Genomic DNA, 19,150 nt, shown 5'->3' on the forward strand with positions numbered 1-19,150 from the left:
CTCAACGCCGCGTTTGCCCTATTCATTCCACCGGATCCACCGCCGGTGAGCAGCGATCCAGGTCACTATGACGCTGCGATCCCGGTCACCGGCGCCCATCTTTCGCCCCCTCCTTGCGATATAGAGACGCTTCAGAGGCATGATCGGTTGTCGTTTGATCATGGTGTGGCGCGAAATTTGATCATGGTGTGGCGCGAAAGAAGTACCCGGACGCCGAGACGGCTAACCTGAATGATCTTGAGCGGTGCCTGGATCTGGCCACTCGGCTCATGTCAAGAGGCACGACCGGCCGTCACGCTAACGGGTGACGGCGGGTGGCCCTGGTGCGGGCGGCGCGGGAGACGCCGGTATGTTCACTGTGGACTCGGGCGGTGCCTGTGCGGGCTCGGTCGGTCTTTACGGCACTCGGGAGACAGCCCGGGTGCCGTCTGCTCATGCGGACGGCTGATCGAACTCCCCAGCGCGTACTCCCGCGATGAAGTCGCGCCAGGTCTCGACGGAGAAGGCGATCGCGATTTCCGGCTGAGTCGAGTTGCGCATCCCGACCGCCTCGCTGCCTAGCTCGGTGACCTCCACACAGGCCCCCGCTTCGCACTTGGTGCTACGCCGCCACGTTGCGGCGTGCAGTTCCACCATCTGACACTCCCGATTGTCAGGGCTGGTCACTGCGTTGCCTCGTCCATGATGGAGATCCACGCAGTGACAATGACGGAAGGGACGATATACCCTTCTTTTACTGGCACTCCGCCAGGTGGCGATGAGCCGCCTGACCGAATGCCAGCCCGGGGGAGCGGACGAGCACGGAGGAGGGCATGGAGCCCGCGACCAGCCGCCTGCACGGCCCGACCATCGCGCGTCGGCGACTCTCGCAGGCACTTCGAGCGGCGCGTGACGACACCGGCCGGACTCAGGAGCAGGCGGCCGACGCTCTTGACTGGTCGATCTCGAAGATGATTCGGATCGAGAACGGCAAGACCAAGCCGACCGTGACCGACGTCAAGGCACTGCTCCAGCTCTACGGCGTGACCGAGGCGCGGCAGGTCGAGGAGTTCGTCGACCTGGCCCGAGCCAGTCGGCAGCGCTCCTGGTGGGCGGAGTACCGCGACCAGCTGCCCGCCGGGTACGCCGAATATGTGGCGCTGGAGGCGGACGCTTCGCGGCTGTCCTTCTTCCAGCCCCTGCTCGTCCCGGGCCTGCTCCAGACGGAGGCGTACGCCCGAGCGGTGCTGCGAGCCGCCGCCGTCGAGGGGCTGAGCGCCCAGGATCAGGAGATCCGGACCCGCGTACGCCTGTCTCGCCGGCAGCACATGCTCAACGGCCCGAATCGGCCGCACATCGACGCGATCATCGATGAGTCGGTGCTGCTCCGGATGGCGGGGGACGCCTCGGTCATGCGCGAGCAGCTGACCTATCTCGCCGAGCTGGGCCACGACCCTCGGATCCAGCTGCGCATTCTGCCGTTCACGGCCGGCATCCACACCGTCTCCAGCACCTTCATCATCATGGAGTTCCCCGCCGACGAGGGCGACCTGGTCTATTTCGAGAGCGCGATGACGCAGTCGGCGATGATCGACCGGGCCGACCCGACACCGTACTGGCGGGTCTACCGTGGACTGGAGACCGTCTCGTTGAGCCCGGCGGAGTCATTGCGCTTCATCTCCGCGACCGCGAACAGATTCGCGTGAATTCATTCGCGGTCAACCTCATGTCCGGTCGCGAATATCGCTCGCATGGTCGTGGCACACTCAAGGCATCGACGAGACACGTCAGAAGGTGGTGTCGATGTCTAGGCGGGAGACGGGGTCGGCGCAGTGGCGGCGTAGCAGTAAATGCGAGGCGGGTACCTGCGCCGAGGTGAAGTTCGAGGCTGGCGAAGTCCTCCTGCGCAATTCGACTCAGCCGGAGATCGTCGTCCGGTTGACCGACGAGGAGTGGCGGGTTTTCCGGGCCGGAGTCGCGGCCGGCGACTTCGACGAAAGGTCGGCCCGGGCCGAGTGATCGACGGCTGATCAGGTCTGCGGGAGCCCGGCGGCGGTCGCCTCTGCGGCCCCGGCGATCTCCCGCAGAGTCAATCGCGTGCCAGTTTCGTTTCTCGTAACACGATGACTGTTGTTCCGCGTACGCACGGTGGGGAAAACTTCTCTTTCGTGTGGCTCCCCGTTGGCACCGCGCTCGGTGGACGATATGTCCTCACCGGCCGCCTCGCGATGGGTGGCGTCTCGCACGTCTACCGGGCCGTCGACAGCTTCGAAGGCAAGGCCCGGGCGGTGAAGTGTCTGTCCGGACGGGGCCGGGCATACTCCGTGACGAGTGAGCTGCTCCGGAACGAGGCCATGATCACTACGCGGCTGCGTCATCCGAACGTCCCGCGTCTCTACGACTATGGCGACGCCGCGCTCGCGGACGGGTCGACGATCGGCTTCATGGTCTTGGAGCTGCTCCAGGGCGAGTCGCTGTCCACCCGGATGGAACGCCGGACGCTGCTGCCGTGGCCGGAGGTGGCCCGGATCGGTGGAAGCGTCGCCGACGTGCTGGCGGTCGCCCATCGGCGCGGCGTCACGCATCGCGACCTCAACCCGGACAACGTCATGCTGACCCCGGTCGGGGTGAAGATCATCGACTATGGGCTCGCCGAGGCGACCGAGGACGGGCTCAGCCGGGCTGAGGACGTCTACTCGCTGGGCGTACTGGTTTATCGCATGCTCACCGGGAGTTCGCCGTATCAGACTCGCAGCATCGGGCGGCCGCGCCGGGGCGTACGGCCGAAGGCGTTGGCGCCCGCGCCGGTGCTCGCCGTGCCCGGCCTGCCCGGCGGGATCACCGACCTGGTCCGGGCCTGCATGGACAAGAACCCGGCCCGCCGGCCGTCCGCCCGTGAGGTGTCCATCACGCTCTGGAGCCTGGTCACGGTGTGATCGGAGAACCCGGGAACTAATCTTGCCGAGCCGCCGACATACCAACGTCAGGGTCAGCCCACTGTCATGGTCAGCCCGACGTCAGGGTCGGCACGGCTTGTCAACGAGGGGGAATCAGGTGTTCACACGCAGGCTCGCGGCGGTCGCCGCCGGTGTCGCGCTGGGCGCGCTCGCGCTCGCCGGTCAGGCGTTCGCGCACGTCGAGGTCAGCGCCAAGCCCGCGCAGGCGCTCGCGGCCGACGCGGTGATCAGCTTCTCGGCTGAGGCCGAGAGCGGCTCCGCCGGGATCTCGTCGGTCCGCGTCGTGCTCCCGCAGGGCATCGCCCCTGCCGACGTCAGCCTCGTCTCCGCCCCGGCCGGCTGGAAGTTCACCCCCACCGCCGACGGCTACACGGTCGCCGGGACAACGCTGAAGGTCAAGACCGACGCCGCGTACAAGATCAAGGTCAAGCAGCTCCCGAACGCCAAGAGCGTGGCCTTCAAGACCCTCGTCACCTACAGCAACGGAGATGTCGACCGCTGGATCGAGATCCCCACCGCGAGCGACCCCAACCCCGAGCACCCGGCGCCCGTGCTGAAGCTCGCGGCTGCGGCTCCCGGCGCGACGCCCACCGAGGCCGCGCTGGTCTCGCCCTCGCCGTCGGACTCAGCCTCACCATCGACTGGTACGCAGGAAGCAGCGACCGCCACGGCGACGACGGCAGCGGCGCCGGCCTCGGCCCCGATGGGCGCCGGCGCCTGGATCCTGCTGGCGGTGCTGGCCGTCGTCGCGCTCGCGCTCGGCATCACGCTGGCCCGCCGGAAGGCCGCTCGCCGGGCTCAGTAGGAGACGGGCAGATCCTCCGGGGCTGTCGCGCCACGCCGCTCCGCCGCGGTGTTGCCGCGACGGACCACCGGAAGGTGTTCGGCCTCGCGAGCCTTGGCGAGGCCGAACCTGGGCATGTTCGCGTACACGCTCTCGAACCGCTGGTTCTGGACCTGGTAGGTCTCGTGCCAGACGCCGACGTCGCCGCTGCCGCCGACGAGCCGGTTGTACTTCTTCCAGGCCGGGCGGTGGGCGTATCGCGGGTCGCGGGCGAACCGCTCGAGTTGTTCCACCGATCGCCAGTACTGGATGAGCACCGGGCCGCGCGGGCCGATGGTCTGCAGGTAACCGAGGAGACCGGCGTCGGGGTCCTTGGCCAGCTCCCGCAGCATGCGCGGCATGGCCGTGAACGCGTGCCACCACTTGTGGATCTTCCACGGCTTGTTGAACCGCATGCCGATGAGGAAGACCACGAAGTCTCCCTGGATGTCCGCGGTCATGCGGCCCGGAAACACGTGTGCCATGATGGAGACGTCCTTTCGGATAGCGGATATCCTCACTATCCATTAGCTCGGTCGCGGAGTCAAGGCGGAACAGGTGAAGGTCGGCGAACTGGTGGAGCGCAGCGGCGTGCCGCTGCCCACGATCAAGTACTACCTCCGTGAGGGACTGCTCCCGGCGGGTACGCCGACCGGGCGCAATCAGGCCGACTACGGGCCGGAGCACCTGCGCCGCCTGCGGCTGATCCGGGCGCTGATCGACGTCGGCGGGCTCGGCATCACGGCGGTGAAAGAGGTGCTGCGCTCGGCCGACGACCCGCGCCAGTTCGGCCACGAAGTCCGCGGCACGGCCCACTACCTGCTCACCCGGCCGACCCGGGCGGACCGCTCCGCCCCGGAATGGGAGCAGGCCCGAGCCGAGGTGCTCGAGCTGATCCGGCGCCGCGGCTGGCACGTCTATCCCGACCGGCCGGAGGTGGATCAGGTCGCCGACGCGGTGCACGCCATCCGCGCGCTGGGCCAGGACGACCTGCTCACCCTCCTCGACAGGTACGCCGAGTCCGCGGAACAGCTCGCCGAGGCGGAGGTCGGCGTCGTGATGCAACGCCCGGACCGCGCCGGCACCGTCGAAGCGGTGATCACCGGCACGGTCCTGGGCGAGGCGATCCTGGTCGCGCTGCGGCGCATCGCCCAGGAGCACGCCTCCTCGAAGTACCAGTAGGCGTCAGACGGGCGCCGGGGCGAGACGGCGTACGCCGATGCGGGCCGAGACCGCCGCCGCGATGAAGCACAGGGCGCCGGCGGCGTACCAGGCCAGCGAATAGGAACCCAGCGCGTCCCGCACCACGCCGGCGCCGGTCGCCGCGACAGCGGCCCCGATCTGGTGCGAGGCGAAGACCCAGCCGAAGACGATCGGGCCGTCCGCGCCGAAGTGCGTACGGCACAACGCGATCGTCGGCGGAACCGTGGCCACCCAGTCGAGGCCGTAGAACACGATGAAGAACAGCATCGGCGGGTGGGCCTGCGCGTCCAGCAGGTGCGACAGCAGCAGCAACGAGAAGCCGCGCAACGCGTAGTACGCCGCGAGCAGCAGCCGGGGATCCACCCGGTCGGTGAGCCAGCCGGACGCGACGGTTCCGGCGATGTCGAAGATCCCGATCAGGGCCAGCAGCCCGGCGGCGGTCGTCGCCGGCATCCCGTGGTCGTGCGCGGCCGGGATGAAATGCGTGCCGATGAGGCCGTTGGTGCTCGCGCCGCAGATCGCGAAGCCCACCACGAGCGCCCAGAACGCGCCCGACTTGCTGGCCGTACGCAGACTGCCGAGCGCGCGGGCGGCGGCGTTCGCCGTCTTCGCGGGAGCGGCGACCGGCTCCGCCGGATCGGCCCCGTACGCCGTCGTGCCGACATCGGCCGGGTGGTCGCGCAGCAGCCAGACCACAAGTGGCACCACGGCGAGCGCGGTCCCGGCGACGGTCAGCGCGGCGGTCCGCCAACCGTGCGTCGCGGTGATGTTCGCCAGCAGCGGCAGGAAGATCAGCTGGCCGGTCGCCCCGGCGGCGGTGAGCACCCCGGTGACGATGCCGCGATGCTTGACGAACCACCGGCCGGTGATCGTCGCGACGAAGGCCAGCGCCATGGAGCCGGTGCCGACCCCGACCAGCACGCCCCAGCAGAGGACGAGCTGCCAGCTGGCGGTCATGAACACGGTCAGCCCGCTGCCGAGGCTGACGACAGCGAGGGCGATCGAGACGACGCGCCGGATGCCGAACCGCTCCATGAGGGCCGCCGCGAACGGCGCGGTGAGCCCGAACAGCAGGAGGTTCACCGAGACGGCGGCCGAGATCAGGCCCCGGCCCCAGCCGAACTCCTCCTGCAACGGAGTGATCAGCACGCCGGGGGTGGCGCGGAAGCCGGCCGCGCCGATGATCGCCACGAACGCGATCGCGGCCACGGACCAGGCGCGGTGTAAGCGGGTCGAAGTCGTCACGTGACCATGATCAGGCGTACGCCGACATGGGAGGAGTGGCCCGAGAGCCACTGTGTGAAAGAATCGGGCCATGACCGATCGGCATCACGTCGTGATCCTGGCCCTCGACGGGGTCGTCCCCTTCGACCTCGGCACGGCGACGCAGATCTTCCTGGCCGCCCGGGACTCCGCTGGAAACCGGCTCTACCAGGTCACGGTGTGTACGCCTGACGGCGGCGCTGTGCGTACCGAATTAGGCTTCGCGATCGTCCCCGACCACGGGCCGGAAGTGATCCCGACAGCCGACACCTTGGTGGTGGCGGGAGTGCACGGAACCGCAGCGTTGTCGGAGGGCGTGAACGACGCGGCCGTGACCGCCGCGCTCGCCGCACGTCGCCCGGGAGCGCGTCTGATGTCGATCTGCACCGGAGCGTTCGTGCTGGCCGCGGCCGGTCTGCTGGACGGCCGCCCGGCGACCACCCACTGGTTCTGGGCCGACCGGTTCCGCGAGTTGTTCCCGAGCGTCGCGCTGCGCCCGGACGTGCTGTTCGTCGACGACGGCGACATCCTGACCTCGGCGGGCGTGGGCGCGGGCATCGACCTCTGCCTGCACGCGGTACGCCAGGACTTCGGCAGCGACGTCGCCAACCGCACCGCCCGGCGATGCGTGGTCCCACCGTGGCGCGACGGCGGTCAGTCGCAGTTCATCGAGCGGCCGGTGCCGTCGCCGACCGACACGAGCACCGCGACCACGCGGGCCTGGGCGATGGCGAGCCTGCACGAGCCGCTGGACCTGCGGACGCTGGCCCGCCACGCGAAGATGAGCGTCCGCACGTTCACCCGCCGATTCCGGGAGGAGACCGGGGTCAGCCCGGCCGAATGGCTTGCCCGCCAACGGGTCGAGCACGCGCGCAAGCTCTTGGAGACGACCGATCTGCCGATCGACGCGGTCGCCCGGCAGGCCGGCTTCGGCACCGCGGTCTCCCTTCGGCAGCGGCTGCACGCGAGCATCGGCGTCGCACCGAGTGCCTATCGGCGGACCTTCCGCATATAGTTCCTTCCGTGAATGTCCCGGGTCCGGTTCGCTGGTGGACGCCGCGGCAGCCCGGCTGGCTGCGCAACACCGTGATCGCCGTGATCGTGGGCCTGGCCGCCGGGTTCGGCGTACTGGCGGTGGTCGCGCCCCTGTCGCCCGACCCCGACGCCGTCGCGGGCGGCACTCCGCCGGCGTCGCCGTCGCCCTCCTATTCGCTGTCCTTCCCGATGGTCTCCCTGTCGCCTTCGGCGGTGCGTACGCCGTCGCGCTCGCGGTCGTCGTCGTCGTCCGCCGCCGAATCGGACACAGTCGGCGTCGCCGCCCGGTACGCCGTGAAGGAGAGCTGGTCGGGCGGATACTCCGCGGAGATCGTGATCACCGCGATCCGGGCGACGGCGGACTGGACGATCGTGCTCACGATGCCCGAGGGCGTGGACGTCTCGACCGCCTGGGAAGCCGACTACCGGCAGAACGGGCGTACGGTCACCCTCTCCCCGAAGAGCTGGAACCGCACCCTCGCCGCCGGTACGCAGATCGTCGCCGGCTTCCAGGCCAGCGGCAGCCAACAGCCGTTGAGCTGCGCAATCAACGCCACACCGTGTGCGTGACCAGCTCAATGGGCCTATCGTGAGGACGTGGCCGCTCGTAAGGTGCGCAGCCCGCTAGGCGCGAGAATCGTCGCCGTCCTCGGTGTTCTGCTGGCCCTCGCGGGGTTCGGCGGCATAGTGGCGGCCAAGTCCTTCCTGAACGACCTCACCAGTTCCATCGAGGTCGCCGACGTCGACGGGCATGGTGGGGCCAACGGCCGGCCGATGTCGGGGGCGATCAACCTCCTGCTGCTGGGCCTGGACACCCGGGAAGGCTGGGCGGAGAACACGTCCCGAGCCGACACGATCATGCTGCTGCACGTGTCCGCCTCCCACGACGAGGCGTACCTGATGTCGATCCCGCGAGACACCAAAGTGGACATACCCGCCTGGGCCAACTCGGGGTACGCCGGCGGCCGCGACAAGATCAACGCCGCGTACTTCTTCGGATCCCAGCAAGGCCAAGGCTGGCCGGGCGGAGCCGGGCTGATGAAGCAGACCGTGGAACAGCTGACCGGGATCAGCTTCAACGGCCTCGCCGTCATCGACTTCAACGGCTTCAAGAACGTCATCGCCGCACTCGGCGGCGTCCACCTGTGCGTCGAGCACGACACCTGGTCGAGCCACTACATCGAGCAGAACGGCAAACCGGTCTACTACAGCTACGACGGGCAGGCGCAACTCCCGAACAGTTGGATCCACAAGAAGGGCTGCCGGACCATGGCGGCCTGGGAGGCGCTGGACTATTCCCGCCAGCGCTACGGCCTGCCGAACGGCGACTACGACCGCCAGAAGCACCAACGCGAACTCATCAAGGCCATGGGGGCCAAGGCGACCAGTGCCGGCGTACTCGCCAACCCGGCCAAACTCTCCGAGCTGCTCAAGGCGGCGGGCGCCTCGCTCAAGCTCGACACCGGCGGCTACGACCCGGCCGACTTCCTCTTCAACCTCAAGGTGCTCGCCGCGGCGGACCTCGTCACGCTGAAGACCAACGCCGGCAGCTTCAACGAAGACCCCGCTGGGGGAGAGGCGTTGTCAGCCGGGACGATGCGGATGTTCGAAGCCGCTCGCGACGACACGTTAGGCACTTTCCTCGCGGACAATCCCGAGTACCTCAGCCCGTAGCTCTTTCGCTTGCGCTTGGCTTGTGCTTGGCTTGCGCGCATTTCGGGCGCTTTTGGATGACGCTCATGATCATGGTCAATTCCGCGTTGCCATAGCGACACGAAATTGACCATGATCATGAGCGGCTGAGGCGCACTCGGACGGCGCGCCGATACGAAGGTGCGCCCGGCAGGATTCGAACCTGCGGCCAACTGCTTAGAAGGCAGCTGCTCTATCCGCTGAGCTACGGGCGCGTGCAGATCACAGGGTACCTAAAGCGATGTTGAAACCCACCCGCTGGACGGCCTATTGGAGGTGTGCGTACGCGGGAGTAGGTTAACGCTCGTGGACGTGATGAGCACCACATTTCTGCCGGTGCTGGTCTCGCTCGACGAGCTGGATCCCCAGGACGAGGGGGACATAGTCCTCGACGAGTTCCTGGGCGGACTCGCGGTCGGCTATGCCTCAGGGCCGCCGTATCAGGGGCTCGTGACGTGGCGAGATCTGCGCCAGATCCGGCTGCATCCGCACGATCTTCGCCGATACGCCTTTGAATTGCTGACCAAATGGACGGCCGAGGTTCAGGTGGACGGGCGGCCGCCGGTGTTGATGGTGTCATTCGGCGGGTGGGAGTCGTCAGCCGTGTTGCTCGACGAGTTCTGGGAGCGGCTGGCCGGCCAGGTGCCGGGCGAGTTGGTGATCGGCGTACCGGCGCGGGATGTCGTCATGGTGACCGGGTCCGGGTCGCCGCTCGGCGTCGAGAAGGTACGCCGGGCGGTCGACCGGATGTTCTTCGCGGGCAGCCGGGGACTGCTCAGCCGGGATCTGCTGGTGTGGCGGCGCGGTTGGGAGATTTGGCGGCATTATCCGCCGCATCCGCATTGAGGTTGGCCGTCAGCCAGCTGTCGACCTCGGTGAACAGTCGCTCGCGTGCGGGCGGCCGGGACAGGGTGAGATCGTGCTTGCCACCGGGGATTCGAACCACCGTCACCTGGTCGCCGAGGTTGGGCGCCCAGCGGACGATGTGGTCCACGTCGAGGACCGCGTCCATGTCGTGGGCGACCTCGTCCCAACTGGGCTTCTTGAACGACGCGTCGGACGCCGTCACCAGGATCGGGACGTCGACCGCCAGCCCACGGCGTACGCGTAGGTGGCCTTCGCGGATCGCGCGCAGCCAGCCGAGGCGGACGGGGAAGCTCTCGACCGGCTTCCAGGCCAGGTCGTAGGTCCACTCGCCGTTGTGGTCGGCGTGGATGCTGCGGCCGTAGGTGCCCGAAACGTTCATGGCGATCTTCCGGTAGTGCCCGAGCGAGGCCAGGCCGGAGACGATGGGGGCGAGCGGGCGCCGGATCAGCCACGGCACGTTGAAGTCGAGGAACGGGCTGTTGAGGAACAGGCCGTCGACGTACTTCGCCTTGCGGCGCGAGTCCGCCCACAGCGAGCCGATCAGGCCGCCGGTGGAATGGCCGTTGATCAGGACCGTGTCGTGACCGTCCTCGGCCCGGATGATCCGGATCGCCTCGTCGATCTCCGGGAAGTACTCGGTGAGGCTGCGGACGAAGTTGGGGGTCTGGTGGCCGAGCAGCGAGCGGCCGTACTTGCGCAGGTCAAGGGCGTAGAAGTCCCAGCCCCGGTCGACGAAGAAGTCGGCGAGGTGGGTCTGGAAGAAGTAGTCGCAGAACCCGTGCAGATAGAGGACGGCGCGCTTGGTGGGCTGCGCTGACTGCACTTCTGGCGGCTCGCCCGAGAGGCTCCCCAGCGCCCGCCGCCGGACCAGCGTCGCGACGACTGGGCCCTCGTCGTCGGACGGCAGGTCGATGATGTGCCGCTCGTACGGCGCACCCAGGATGTCAATCTCCACGATTACAAGTTACTCGCGAGTTGGTCTTAGCGAGTTTTCCACACACGAACACTGTCCACAATATCGATGATCGTGACTTGCTGGTTCGGCTCGGCGAGGCCACACGATATTCAGCATGTTCGAAACGCATATCACGGTAGTTGGAAACCTGCTCACCGCTCCGGAGTGGCGGCGTACCTCGAACTCGGGCCGATTGGTGACGAGTTTCAAGGTCGCGGCGGGCACCCGGCGGCTGGAGCGCTCGACCGGTCAGTGGGTCGACGGCAACGGCCTGCGCGTCCGGGTCACCTGCTGGCGCGAGCTGGCGAGCGGCGTCGCGTCCAGCCTCATGGTCGGCGATCCTGTCATCGTCTACGGCCAGATCTACACCCGGGACTGGGTGGACACCGAGGGCACCAAGCGGACCCTCTACGAGATGGAGGCGCTGGCCGTCGGCCACAACCTCGCCCGGGGCCGAGCCCGGTTCGCGCGGAACAAGCCGGTCTCCGCCAGCGAGATCGAGCCTGATCCGACCGAACCCGTTCGCCTCGGCGGCGAGCCGACCGAACCCGCCCCGGAACAGCCCGTCGGCCTGTCCGCCGACGATCCGCTCAACGCCGTGGACGAACCCGGCTTCGGCCCGTACGGGTTCGGCTACGACGATCCAGTGCCGCCATTCGACATCGCCGACTTCGGCACACCGGCCACCACGGCGGACGGAGACGAAGGTGCGGACGCCGCCGACGATGACGCCGACGCCGACGCCGACGCCGACGCCGACGCCGACGCCGACGCCGACGACGAGGCCGACGGCAACGTCGCGGGCCGTCGCTCGGCGCTGGCCGCCGTCTGACTGAGCCCCCGTTCGGCGCGGCTCCCCGACGCGACGAACGGGACCGGGCCGGCTTCGGCGGATCGCTGCGTTTGGCGGAGCGCAGTCCAGACACGGTTCGTCGAAGCCGGCCCGCACCTACGGGCGGCGCGGTTGAGGGGCACGCGCCGCCCGTAGGCCGAACCGCACAACGGAAGCGGCCGAGGGCTCGTCCCGGCAGGCCAACCGCACAACGGAGGCAGCCGAGGGCTCGTGCCGTCAGGCCAACCGCACAACGGAAGCGGCCGAGGGCTCGTGCCGGCAGGCCAACCGCACAACGGAAGCGGCCGAGGGCTCGTGCCGTTGGTAGCCCGAACCGCATGTGGCAGCTCGATCTGAGGAGGTGGAACGGTGACCCGGCATGAGGCGGCGATCGCCGCGTCCGTCCGCGACGCGGCACTCGAACTCGGCCGACGACTTGGCGACGAGGACTTCCGCCGGTTCCTCCGGAGGGGCGGCTGGCGTGGCGGCGACGTGATCGTCACGGTGAGCCAGGAGCCGGCGGAGGCGGCGTTGTCCCGGCTCATCACCACCACGACGCCACCTGTGCTGGTGGCGCTGCGGCGCCCGTCCGGTTTCGTCTTCCTGACGCTGCGGCCCACGCGCTGGTGGCATCGGCGGCAGCGGCCGTTGGCTTCGGCCATGGCCCCGGAGACGACCATGGGCATGCTCTACGACTGGGTGCGGCGGGGGACCGTCGTGGCACCGCGGCCTACCCCATGGTTCACGATCCGGACGCTCGGGCACGCGGTGGCGCGCTGAGCGCTGGGGCTGGGCGCTGAGCGCTGGGGTACTGAGCGCTGGGGTACCGAGCGCCCAGCGCCCAAGGCGAACCAGCGCTGGGCGTACTGGGCGCTGGGAGTACTGGGCGCTGGGCGTACCGGGGGCGGCTTTAGGCTGATCACGAGTGGCACACCATGGTCAGGAGGTTCGAGTGCGCGAGGTCGACGCCGCGGGGATGGCGGCCGGATACGCGTTGGACGCTCTGCTGGGCGATCCGCGCCGGTTCCATCCAGTGGCCGGGTACGGCAAGGCCGCTGGGACCCTGGAGCGCCTGCTCTACGCGCCCAGCCGCGCCGACGGGGCGATCTTCACGGCGGCGGCCGTGGGCGTACCGGTGGTGGCGGCGATCGTGGCGAACCGGATGACCCGGAAGCGGCCGCTGGCTCGGTTCGCGCTCGTCACGGCGACCACCTGGGCGGTGCTCGGAGGGCGGTCGCTGCGGCGGGAGGCGGCGGCGATGGCGGACTCGCTCGAAGCCGGCGACCTCGAAGCCTCGCGCGATCGCATCACCCACCTGTGCGGTCGCGATCCGGCCGCGTTGGACGAGAGCGACCTGGCACGGGCCACCGTCGAGTCGGTGGCCGAGAACACCTCCGACGCCGTGGTCGCCCCACTCGTGTGGGGCGCGGTCGCGGGTCTTCCCGGCCTCGTCGGCTATCGCGCCGTCAACACGCTCGATGCCATGGTGGGTCACAAATCTCAGCGGTACGCCGACTTCGGGACCGCCGCCGCGAAACTCGACGACGCCGCGAACCTGATTCCGTCCCGCTTGACCGCCCTGCTGACCTCGATCGCCGCGCCCGTCGTCGGCGGGGGAACCCGGCGTACGTGGCAGGTCTGGCAGCGGGACGGCGGGAAGCATCCGTCGCCCAACTCGGGCCAGTGCGAGGCGGCGTTCGCCGGCGCCCTCGACGTGACGCTCGGCGGCGAGAACGTCTACTTCGGACGGACCGAGGTACGCCCCTCGCTCGGCGACGGCGGCAAGCCCGCGGCAGCAGACGCGCGACGGGCGGCGAAGCTGAGCGGGGCGGTGGGGCTGGCCGCGCTCGGCGTGGCCGTCGTGACCCGCCTCGCGCGGCGGGCGCGATGAGCCACGGACTGCTCGTCGCCGGCACGACGTCGGACGCGGGCAAGAGCGTGGTCACCGCCGGGATCTGCCGCTGGCTGGCCCGGCGCGGGGTGAAGGTCGCCCCGTTCAAGGCGCAGAACATGTCGAACAACTCGGCGATCGCCATCCGGGCCGACGGGACAGGCGGAGAAATCGGCCGGGCGCAGGCGTTGCAGGCCGCCGCGTGCGGGCTCGAACCCGATGTCCGGTTCAATCCGGTCCTGCTGAAGCCCGGCAGCGACCTGTCCAGTCAGGTGGTCCTGCTCGGGGACGCGGTCGACCACATCACCGCCGAGAACTTCCGGTCCCTCAAGCCGAGACTGGCCGAGACCGCCTTCGCCACGCTGGCCGAACTCCGGGCGGAGTACGAGGTCGTGGTCTGCGAAGGCGCGGGCAGCCCGGCCGAGATCAACCTGCGGGACGCGGATTTCGTGAACATGGGCCTGGCCCGGCAAGCCGGGCTGCCGGTCGTGGTCGTCGGCGACATCGATCGCGGCGGCGTCTTCGCCTCGTTCTACGGCACTCTCGCCCTGCTGGACGCGGCCGACCAGGCATTGCTCTCGGGTTTCATCGTGAACAAGTTCCGGGGCTCACTCGATCTACTGGCGCCGGGGCTCCGCACGCTGGAGCAGCTCACCGGGCGGCCGGTGCTCGGCACCCTGCCGTTCGACCTGGACCTCTGGCTGGACGCCGAGGACTCGCTCGCGTACGGGCGGGTGCTGGGCCGTCCGGCCGCGCCGCGTGGGGAGCAGTGGCTGCGGGTGGCGGTCGTGCGGCTGCCCCGGGTCTCCAACGCCACCGACGCCGAGGCGCTGGCCGTCGAGCCGGGCGTCGCCGTCCGGTTCACCGCCGAACCGGCGGAGGTCGCGGCGGCTGATCTCGTCGTGCTGCCGGGCTCGAAGTCCACGGTCGCCGACCTCGCCTGGCTTCGCGAGACCGGGCTGGCCGACGCGGTGCTGGCGCACGCCGCGGCCGGCCGGCCGGTGCTCGGCATCTGCGGCGGCTACCAGATGCTCGCCCGGACCATCCGCGACGACGTAGAGAGCCGAGCGGGGGAGGTCGCCGGGCTCGGGCTGCTCGACGTCGACGTGGAGTTCGCTCCCCGCAAGGTGCTGGGCCGGCCGGTCGGGAGGGCGCTCGACGCCGAGGTACGCGGCTACGAGATCCACCACGGCCGGATCAGCCGGATCGGGCGGCTTTCGCCGTTCGTCGGCGACGACGGGGTCAGCGCCGGGCCGGTCTTCGGTACGCACTGGCACGGCGCGTTCGAGTCGGACGAGTTCCGCCGGCGCTTCCTACGGCTGGCGGCCGGGCTGGCCGGCCGGGACGGCTTCGAACCCGCCCCGGACACCGACTTCGCCGCGGTCCGGCAGGCCACTGTGGACCGTCTCGGTGACCTGGTCGAGGCCCATCTCGACACCGACGCGCTCTGGCGGCTGATCGAGCAGGGTCCGCCCGCCGGCCTTCCGGCCATTGCCCCCGGAGCGGCATCAGGAGCCACGCCGTGAGCGACGTACGCCGCCTCGATCGGCGTACCGCGGCTGAGGTCGCCGACGAGATCCTGGCCAAGGAACCGCGCTCGGGGCGGACGAGGATCGTCGCGATCGACGGGCAGAGCGGCGCGGGCAAGACGACGTTCGCCGGGGAACTGGGCACCGCCCTGCTCGAACGGGGCGCCTCGGTCGACCTCGTGCATACCGACGACCTGCTCGACGGGTGGGACGACCAGTTCACCTTCTGGGACCGGCTGGAGCGGGAGGTGCTCCTGCCACTGGGTCGGGGCGCGGCCGGCCGCTATCACCGGTACGACTGGATCGAGGAACGCTTCGTCGACGAGGTCACCGTGGTGCATCCGGTCGACGTCGTCCTCGTCGAAGGCGTCTCGACCGGGCGCGCCGCCATGCGGCAGCTCGCCGACCTGACGGTTTTCCTCGGCGTACCAGATGATTTGGCCTGGGAGCGATTGCGAGCCCGGGACCCGGCCGAGGCGATGCCGTTCCTGCGCGTGTGGAAGGCGCGCGAGGCCGGTCACTTCACCGCGGACCGGACGGCCGACCTGGTGGATGTCCTGATCACGATCTGACGGGTCGTTAGGATCAAGGCCATGACCACACCCACCCTCAGCGTCGAGGAGCTGCGCGCGGCGGTGGAGCGCGAGCTCCCCGGTGTTCGCGCGGACCTGGAGCGGCTGGCCCGCATCCCGGGCATCGCCTTCGACGGATTCGACTTCACCCCGCTCGAGCGCTCCGCCGAGGCGGTCGCGGAGCTGCTGCGCGGCTGCGGCCTGGACACCCAGATCGCCCGGATCGGCGACGGGCACCCGGCCGTGATCGGCGTCAAGCCGGCCCCGCCCGGCGCGCCGACCGTCCTGCTCTACGCCCACCACGATGTCCAGCCCGTCGGCGACCTGTCGCTCTGGGAGAGCGACCCGTTCGAGCCGGTGGAGCGGGACGGGCGGCTCTACGGCCGCGGCTGCGCCGACGACAAGGCGGGTGTGCTGGCCCACGTCGCGGCGCTGCGGGCGTTCGGCTCCGGCACGGCCGACGACCGGCTGCCGGTGGGCGTCGTCGTCTTCGTCGAGGGCGAGGAGGAGTTCGGCTCCGCCTCGCTGCCGGCGCTGCTGGAGGCATACAAGGAGACGTTGCGCAGCGACGTCATCGTGATCGCCGACTCGGGCAACTGGGACATCGGCGTCCCGGCGCTGACCACTTCGCTGCGCGGCATCGTGAACATGTTCGTCGAGGTCAAGGTGCTCAAGCAGGCCGTGCACTCCGGCATGGCCGGCGGTGCGGTGCCGGACGCGCTGATGACGCTGTCGCGGCTGCTCACCACGCTCCACGACGACAACGGCGACGTGGCCGTCGAAGGGCTGGTCTCGACCGCCGCCGCGCCGCTGGACTACCCGGAGGACCGGTTCCGCGAGGAGACCGGGCTGCTCGAGGGAGTCGAGTTCATCGGCACCGGGCGTATCGTCGAGCGCCTGTGGACCAAGCCGTCCATCGCGATCCTCGGTGTCGACGCCCCGCGTACCGGCGAAGCGCCCAACGCCATCGTCCCGACGGCCAAGGCCAAGATCAGCATTCGGCTCGCGCCGGGCGACGATCGCAAGCGGGCGTACGAGATCATGAAGGCGCACCTGGAGAAGCACGTGTCGTGGGGCGCCCACGTCGAGGTGACCTTCGAGCACGACGGCGACCCGATCGTCATCGACGCGACCGGCCCGGCCTACGACGCCGCCCGCGCCGCGTTCCGGGAGGCCTGGGACGGCACCGAGCCGGTGGACATCGGCGTCGGCGGCTCGATCCCGTTCATCGCCACCTTCACCGAGGCGTTCCCGGGGGCGTCCGTGCTGGTCACCGGCGTCGAGGACCCGTACGCCAAGGCGCACGGCCCGAACGAGAGCCTCCACCTGGGCGAGTTCGCCAAGGTCTGCCTGGCCGAGGCGCTGCTGCTGCGCAACGTCGCCGCGCTGTGAGCTACTGAGCTGGAGGTACGCGGGCGGGCCCTCGGGCCCGCCCGCACTCGCTCAGAGTGCCGCCAGGGACCGGATGTAGTTCACCTGGCTCTGCAGGTTGGCGACCTGCACCTGGCTGTTCACGGGGATGCGGGCCACGTAGTGCCGCCCCGCGCTCGTCACGCTGACCACCACCATGCCGGTGTAGTAGGTCTCCTTGGCCAGCAGGAACAGGAAGTTGAAGATCGGGATGCAGAAGAACGTCAGGATGCACAGCACGATGGCCCAGACCGGGATCTTCGAGTGCGCCTGCCACTGGTCGGTCACGACCCACTGCGAACCGCGGAGCGGCATCTCGCCCGTCGGCGTGTAGATCGTCGTCGAGCTGACCGAGATCTCGCCGACCCGGGCCACGATCGGCAGCGGCGGCGCTGGGACGGCCGGCGGCGCGGCTTCCATCGGCGGCGGAGCGACCGGAGACACCGGCTCGGCGTAGTGATACGCCTGCTCCGCGGGTGGATACGCCGGATACGCGGGTTCCGCCGGAAGGGCCGGCGGCATGGCGTGCGTCGTCATGAAGGGGTCGACCGGGGTGGGATCCGGCTCCGAGACGGTCATGGCCACCAGGTTAGGGGACGGGTGCAGCCTCTCGGGAACCCGTCACCCGATCGCCCGGCCCGGACGCCGGCTGGCTGATCTCCTTGCGCAGCAGGTAGACGAAGCCGACGAGGGTCAGCCCGGCGAACAGCCACCACTGCACCACGTACGCCGCGTTCTGCCAGGCGTTCTGCGTCGGGACCCCGACCGGAGCGGCCGTCACGCCGGGCGTGCCGTCGACCGCCAGCACGTACGCGTCGTAGACGGCGTACTGGTTGAGGTAGCGCGCGATCGGCCCGGTGGCGATGCGGCGGATCTCCGTCTTGCCGTCCACCGTGACCGTGTCGGTCCCGCCACTCTCGGAGGGATGCACCCGGCCGACCACCGTGACGGTGCCGGTGGGCGCGGCGGGAACATCCGGCGCCAGGGTCGGGCCCTTGGGGTTGGCCGGAATCCAGCCACGGTCGATCAGCACGGCCGTCCCGTCCGCCTGGACGAGCGGCGTGACCACCTCGAACCCGGCCTGACCCTGCCCGGTGCGGTTGCGTACCAGCAGCTCACGGGCACTGTCGTAGACGCCCGTCACGGACACTCGGCGCCAGGTGACCTCGTCCGGCGTACGCGCGCCGACTGTGCCGGCGCCCCCTTCGGGACGCGGCAGGATCGAGGTCGCCGGGACCGGCTCGCCGGATTCACCCGCGGCGATGCGATCGTTCACCGCCGACCTCAGCTCATAGCGGTCGAGCTGCCAACGGCCGAGGAACACCATGATCGCGGCCAGGGCCAACGCCACGACGAAGAGCCCCAGCCAACGGGCGGTCAGCACAGTACGCACCAGGTGAGCGTACCCATGTGCGGGCGATCACCGATTGGGAGCATCTTGTCAGCGGGCGTCCAGCACGAAGAGCGGCATCGCGACAGAACATTGGGTAAGGTGCCCCTTGGCCCTGGGCAACCCGGGCTCGCCGAGCGATCGGAGTCAGCATGTCGGAAGTTGCGGTGCGGCGCTTCCCCACCCTGACGGTAGCCACCCCCCGGCTCGACGTACGCCCCCTCGAGGCGGACGACGCCAAGCCGGTCGGCGAGATCTTCGCCGACAAACTGGTTCAGCGGTGGCTGCCGTTCCCGAAGGAGTTCGGGCAGATCGAGGGGCGGGCCTGGTGTACCGAGTTGGCCACCGAACGCCGTGACAGCGGTGCGGGCGATCACTACGGGATCGTCCGGCGCGAAGACGGCGCACTGGTCGGCTCGCTGTGGACCAAGCGCACCGACTGGGCGTCCCGGGTGACCGAGGTCTCCTACGCCGTCGCCTCCGACATGCGCGGATTCGGCTTCGCCCCCGAGGCGGTCGACGCGCTCAGCCTGGCGCTCCTGCTCGAACACGGCTTCCAGCGGGTCGAGCTGCGGGTCGCCCCGGGCAACCTGGCCTCCCGCCGGGTGGCGGAGAAGGCCGGCTTCACCTACGAGGGCCTCATGCGCAACGCCGGGTTCGTGCACAGCGGCCGGGTAGACCTCGAAGTGTGGTCGCTCGTCGCCGCCGACCTCAAGTAGGACCTACCGAGAAGTCAGGCGTCCCGAGCAGAT

General features: G+C 69.7%; 22 protein-coding genes and 1 tRNA gene. 16 read left to right on the forward strand and 7 right to left on the reverse strand.

Translation table 11 applies throughout. The annotated features are described in order from the left end of the window. Positions 1–432: 432 nt before the first annotated feature. A complete protein-coding gene (locus tag AB0M47_RS00680; protein WP_363406109.1) occupies positions 433–636 on the reverse strand; it encodes a DUF397 domain-containing protein in 204 nt (67 codons plus the stop codon). A 176-nt stretch (positions 637–812) separates the two neighbouring features. Between AB0M47_RS00680 and AB0M47_RS00685 the strand changes: the two genes are divergently transcribed. From AB0M47_RS00685 to AB0M47_RS00700, 4 genes are all read left to right on the forward strand, one after another. After that, a complete protein-coding gene (locus tag AB0M47_RS00685) occupies positions 813–1,685 on the forward strand; it encodes a helix-turn-helix transcriptional regulator (RefSeq protein ID WP_363406112.1) in 873 nt (290 codons plus the stop codon). Positions 1,686–1,782: 97 nt separating this feature from the next. Continuing rightward, the gene (locus AB0M47_RS00690; RefSeq protein WP_363406114.1) at positions 1,783–1,998 is read left to right on the forward strand and encodes a DUF397 domain-containing protein; all 216 of its coding nucleotides are present in this window, start codon (positions 1,783–1,785) and stop codon (positions 1,996–1,998) included. A 149-nt stretch (positions 1,999–2,147) separates the two neighbouring features. Continuing rightward, a complete protein-coding gene (locus AB0M47_RS00695; protein ID WP_363406117.1) occupies positions 2,148–2,915 on the forward strand; it encodes a serine/threonine-protein kinase in 768 nt (255 codons plus the stop codon). 118 nt (positions 2,916–3,033) lie between these two features. Further along, entirely contained in the window at positions 3,034–3,741 is a 708-nt protein-coding gene (locus tag AB0M47_RS00700) for a DUF1775 domain-containing protein (protein WP_363406120.1), read from the forward strand. Here the strand turns inward: AB0M47_RS00700 and AB0M47_RS00705 are convergent. After that, on the reverse strand, positions 3,735–4,244 hold the full coding sequence (locus AB0M47_RS00705) for a DUF4188 domain-containing protein (protein WP_363406123.1): 510 nt from the start codon (positions 4,242–4,244) through the stop codon (positions 3,735–3,737). The two genes, AB0M47_RS00700 and AB0M47_RS00705, sit on opposite strands and share 7 nt — an antisense overlap. A gap of 73 nt (positions 4,245–4,317) precedes the next feature. Between AB0M47_RS00705 and AB0M47_RS00710 the strand changes: the two genes are divergently transcribed. Further along, positions 4,318–4,941: a MerR family transcriptional regulator gene (locus AB0M47_RS00710; RefSeq protein ID WP_363406126.1), complete on the forward strand. Its 624-nt coding sequence runs from the start codon at positions 4,318–4,320 to the stop codon at positions 4,939–4,941. Positions 4,942–4,944: 3 nt separating this feature from the next. On the opposite strand, the gene AB0M47_RS00715 is transcribed toward AB0M47_RS00710, so the two are convergent. After that, complete coding sequence (locus AB0M47_RS00715) at positions 4,945–6,207, reverse strand: MFS transporter (protein WP_363406129.1); 1,263 nt, start codon at positions 6,205–6,207, stop codon at positions 4,945–4,947. Positions 6,208–6,277: 70 nt separating this feature from the next. Between AB0M47_RS00715 and AB0M47_RS00720 the strand changes: the two genes are divergently transcribed. From AB0M47_RS00720 to AB0M47_RS00730, 3 genes are read left to right on the forward strand one after another with little or no spacing between them, the layout of a single operon-like run. Next, positions 6,278–7,240, forward strand: coding sequence for a helix-turn-helix domain-containing protein (locus AB0M47_RS00720; protein ID WP_363406132.1), 963 nt, complete (start codon positions 6,278–6,280; stop codon positions 7,238–7,240). 8 nt (positions 7,241–7,248) lie between these two features. Continuing rightward, positions 7,249–7,830 (forward strand): cellulose binding domain-containing protein, encoded by a 582-nt coding sequence (locus AB0M47_RS00725; RefSeq protein ID WP_363406135.1) that lies wholly within the window; start codon positions 7,249–7,251, stop codon positions 7,828–7,830. Between the two features lie 27 nt (positions 7,831–7,857). Then, positions 7,858–8,934 carry an LCP family protein gene (locus AB0M47_RS00730; RefSeq protein WP_363406138.1) on the forward strand — a complete coding sequence of 359 codons (1,077 nt, stop codon included), beginning with the start codon at positions 7,858–7,860 and terminating at the stop codon, positions 8,932–8,934. Positions 8,935–9,094: 160 nt separating this feature from the next. Here AB0M47_RS00730 and AB0M47_RS00735 read toward each other — a convergent pair. Next, positions 9,095–9,167 (reverse strand) — tRNA-Arg (locus AB0M47_RS00735). A gap of 100 nt (positions 9,168–9,267) precedes the next feature. On the opposite strand from AB0M47_RS00735, the gene AB0M47_RS00740 reads away from it, so the two are divergent. Then, positions 9,268–9,798, forward strand: a complete 531-nt coding sequence (locus AB0M47_RS00740; RefSeq protein ID WP_363406141.1) for a hypothetical protein — start codon at positions 9,268–9,270, stop codon at positions 9,796–9,798. On the opposite strand, the gene AB0M47_RS00745 is transcribed toward AB0M47_RS00740, so the two are convergent. Then, on the reverse strand, positions 9,728–10,774 hold the full coding sequence (locus AB0M47_RS00745; RefSeq protein WP_363406144.1) for an alpha/beta hydrolase: 1,047 nt from the start codon (positions 10,772–10,774) through the stop codon (positions 9,728–9,730). The genes AB0M47_RS00740 and AB0M47_RS00745 overlap by 71 nt on opposite strands. A 115-nt stretch (positions 10,775–10,889) precedes the next feature. Here AB0M47_RS00745 and AB0M47_RS00750 point away from each other — a divergent pair, with 115 nt between their 5' ends. From AB0M47_RS00750 to AB0M47_RS00775, 6 genes are all read left to right on the forward strand, one after another. Then, complete coding sequence (locus AB0M47_RS00750) at positions 10,890–11,606, forward strand: single-stranded DNA-binding protein (protein WP_363406147.1); 717 nt, start codon at positions 10,890–10,892, stop codon at positions 11,604–11,606. A 369-nt stretch (positions 11,607–11,975) separates the two neighbouring features. Further along, the gene (locus tag AB0M47_RS00755; RefSeq protein WP_363406150.1) at positions 11,976–12,386 is read left to right on the forward strand and encodes a hypothetical protein; all 411 of its coding nucleotides are present in this window, start codon (positions 11,976–11,978) and stop codon (positions 12,384–12,386) included. A 172-nt stretch (positions 12,387–12,558) separates the two neighbouring features. After that, complete coding sequence (locus AB0M47_RS00760; protein WP_363406153.1) at positions 12,559–13,497, forward strand: cobalamin biosynthesis protein; 939 nt, start codon at positions 12,559–12,561, stop codon at positions 13,495–13,497. After that, positions 13,494–15,023 carry a cobyric acid synthase gene (locus AB0M47_RS00765; protein ID WP_363406156.1) on the forward strand — a complete coding sequence of 510 codons (1,530 nt, stop codon included), beginning with the start codon at positions 13,494–13,496 and terminating at the stop codon, positions 15,021–15,023. The genes AB0M47_RS00760 and AB0M47_RS00765 overlap by 4 nt, the downstream gene beginning before the upstream one ends. Beyond that, positions 15,020–15,598, forward strand: coding sequence for an AAA family ATPase (locus tag AB0M47_RS00770; RefSeq protein ID WP_363406159.1), 579 nt, complete (start codon positions 15,020–15,022; stop codon positions 15,596–15,598). Before AB0M47_RS00765 ends, AB0M47_RS00770 begins: the two co-directional genes overlap by 4 nt. A 21-nt stretch (positions 15,599–15,619) precedes the next feature. Next, positions 15,620–16,990: a dipeptidase gene (locus AB0M47_RS00775; RefSeq protein WP_363406162.1), complete on the forward strand. Its 1,371-nt coding sequence runs from the start codon at positions 15,620–15,622 to the stop codon at positions 16,988–16,990. 51 nt (positions 16,991–17,041) lie between these two features. Here AB0M47_RS00775 and AB0M47_RS00780 read toward each other — a convergent pair whose 3' ends face one another. Both AB0M47_RS00780 and AB0M47_RS00785 read right to left on the reverse strand, forming a co-directional pair. Further along, the gene (locus AB0M47_RS00780; RefSeq protein WP_363406165.1) at positions 17,042–17,587 is read right to left on the reverse strand and encodes a hypothetical protein; all 546 of its coding nucleotides are present in this window, start codon (positions 17,585–17,587) and stop codon (positions 17,042–17,044) included. 10 nt (positions 17,588–17,597) lie between these two features. Then, complete coding sequence (locus AB0M47_RS00785) at positions 17,598–18,401, reverse strand: SURF1 family protein (protein WP_363406168.1); 804 nt, start codon at positions 18,399–18,401, stop codon at positions 17,598–17,600. A 149-nt stretch (positions 18,402–18,550) separates the two neighbouring features. On the opposite strand from AB0M47_RS00785, the gene AB0M47_RS00790 reads away from it, so the two are divergent. Then, positions 18,551–19,117 (forward strand): GNAT family protein, encoded by a 567-nt coding sequence (locus AB0M47_RS00790; RefSeq protein WP_253757165.1) that lies wholly within the window; start codon positions 18,551–18,553, stop codon positions 19,115–19,117. Positions 19,118–19,150: the final 33 nt, after the last annotated feature.

It is taken from the genome of Hamadaea sp. NPDC051192, from assembly GCF_040682475.1.
Taxonomy (GTDB): domain Bacteria; phylum Actinomycetota; class Actinomycetes; order Mycobacteriales; family Micromonosporaceae; genus Hamadaea; species Hamadaea flava.

What these genes read in the sequence shown, in the direction of transcription:
- AB0M47_RS00765 (WP_363406156.1), top strand. Translation starts at nt 13,494, where the DNA reads ATGAGCCACGGACTGCTCGTCGCCGGCACGACGTCGGACGCGGGCAAG.
- AB0M47_RS00775 (WP_363406162.1), top strand. Translation starts at nt 15,620, where the DNA reads ATGACCACACCCACCCTCAGCGTCGAGGAGCTGCGCGCGGCGGTGGAG.
- AB0M47_RS00685 (WP_363406112.1), top strand. Translation starts at nt 813, where the DNA reads ATGGAGCCCGCGACCAGCCGCCTGCACGGCCCGACCATCGCGCGTCGG.
- AB0M47_RS00680 (WP_363406109.1), bottom strand. Translation starts at nt 636, where the DNA reads ATGGTGGAACTGCACGCCGCAACGTGGCGGCGTAGCACCAAGTGCGAA.
- AB0M47_RS00780 (WP_363406165.1), bottom strand. Translation starts at nt 17,587, where the DNA reads ATGACCGTCTCGGAGCCGGATCCCACCCCGGTCGACCCCTTCATGACG.
- AB0M47_RS00750 (WP_363406147.1), top strand. Translation starts at nt 10,890, where the DNA reads ATGTTCGAAACGCATATCACGGTAGTTGGAAACCTGCTCACCGCTCCG.
- AB0M47_RS00790 (WP_253757165.1), top strand. Translation starts at nt 18,551, where the DNA reads ATGTCGGAAGTTGCGGTGCGGCGCTTCCCCACCCTGACGGTAGCCACC.
- AB0M47_RS00740 (WP_363406141.1), top strand. Translation starts at nt 9,268, where the DNA reads ATGAGCACCACATTTCTGCCGGTGCTGGTCTCGCTCGACGAGCTGGAT.
- AB0M47_RS00705 (WP_363406123.1), bottom strand. Translation starts at nt 4,244, where the DNA reads ATGGCACACGTGTTTCCGGGCCGCATGACCGCGGACATCCAGGGAGAC.
- AB0M47_RS00720 (WP_363406132.1), top strand. Translation starts at nt 6,278, where the DNA reads ATGACCGATCGGCATCACGTCGTGATCCTGGCCCTCGACGGGGTCGTC.
- AB0M47_RS00690 (WP_363406114.1), top strand. Translation starts at nt 1,783, where the DNA reads ATGTCTAGGCGGGAGACGGGGTCGGCGCAGTGGCGGCGTAGCAGTAAA.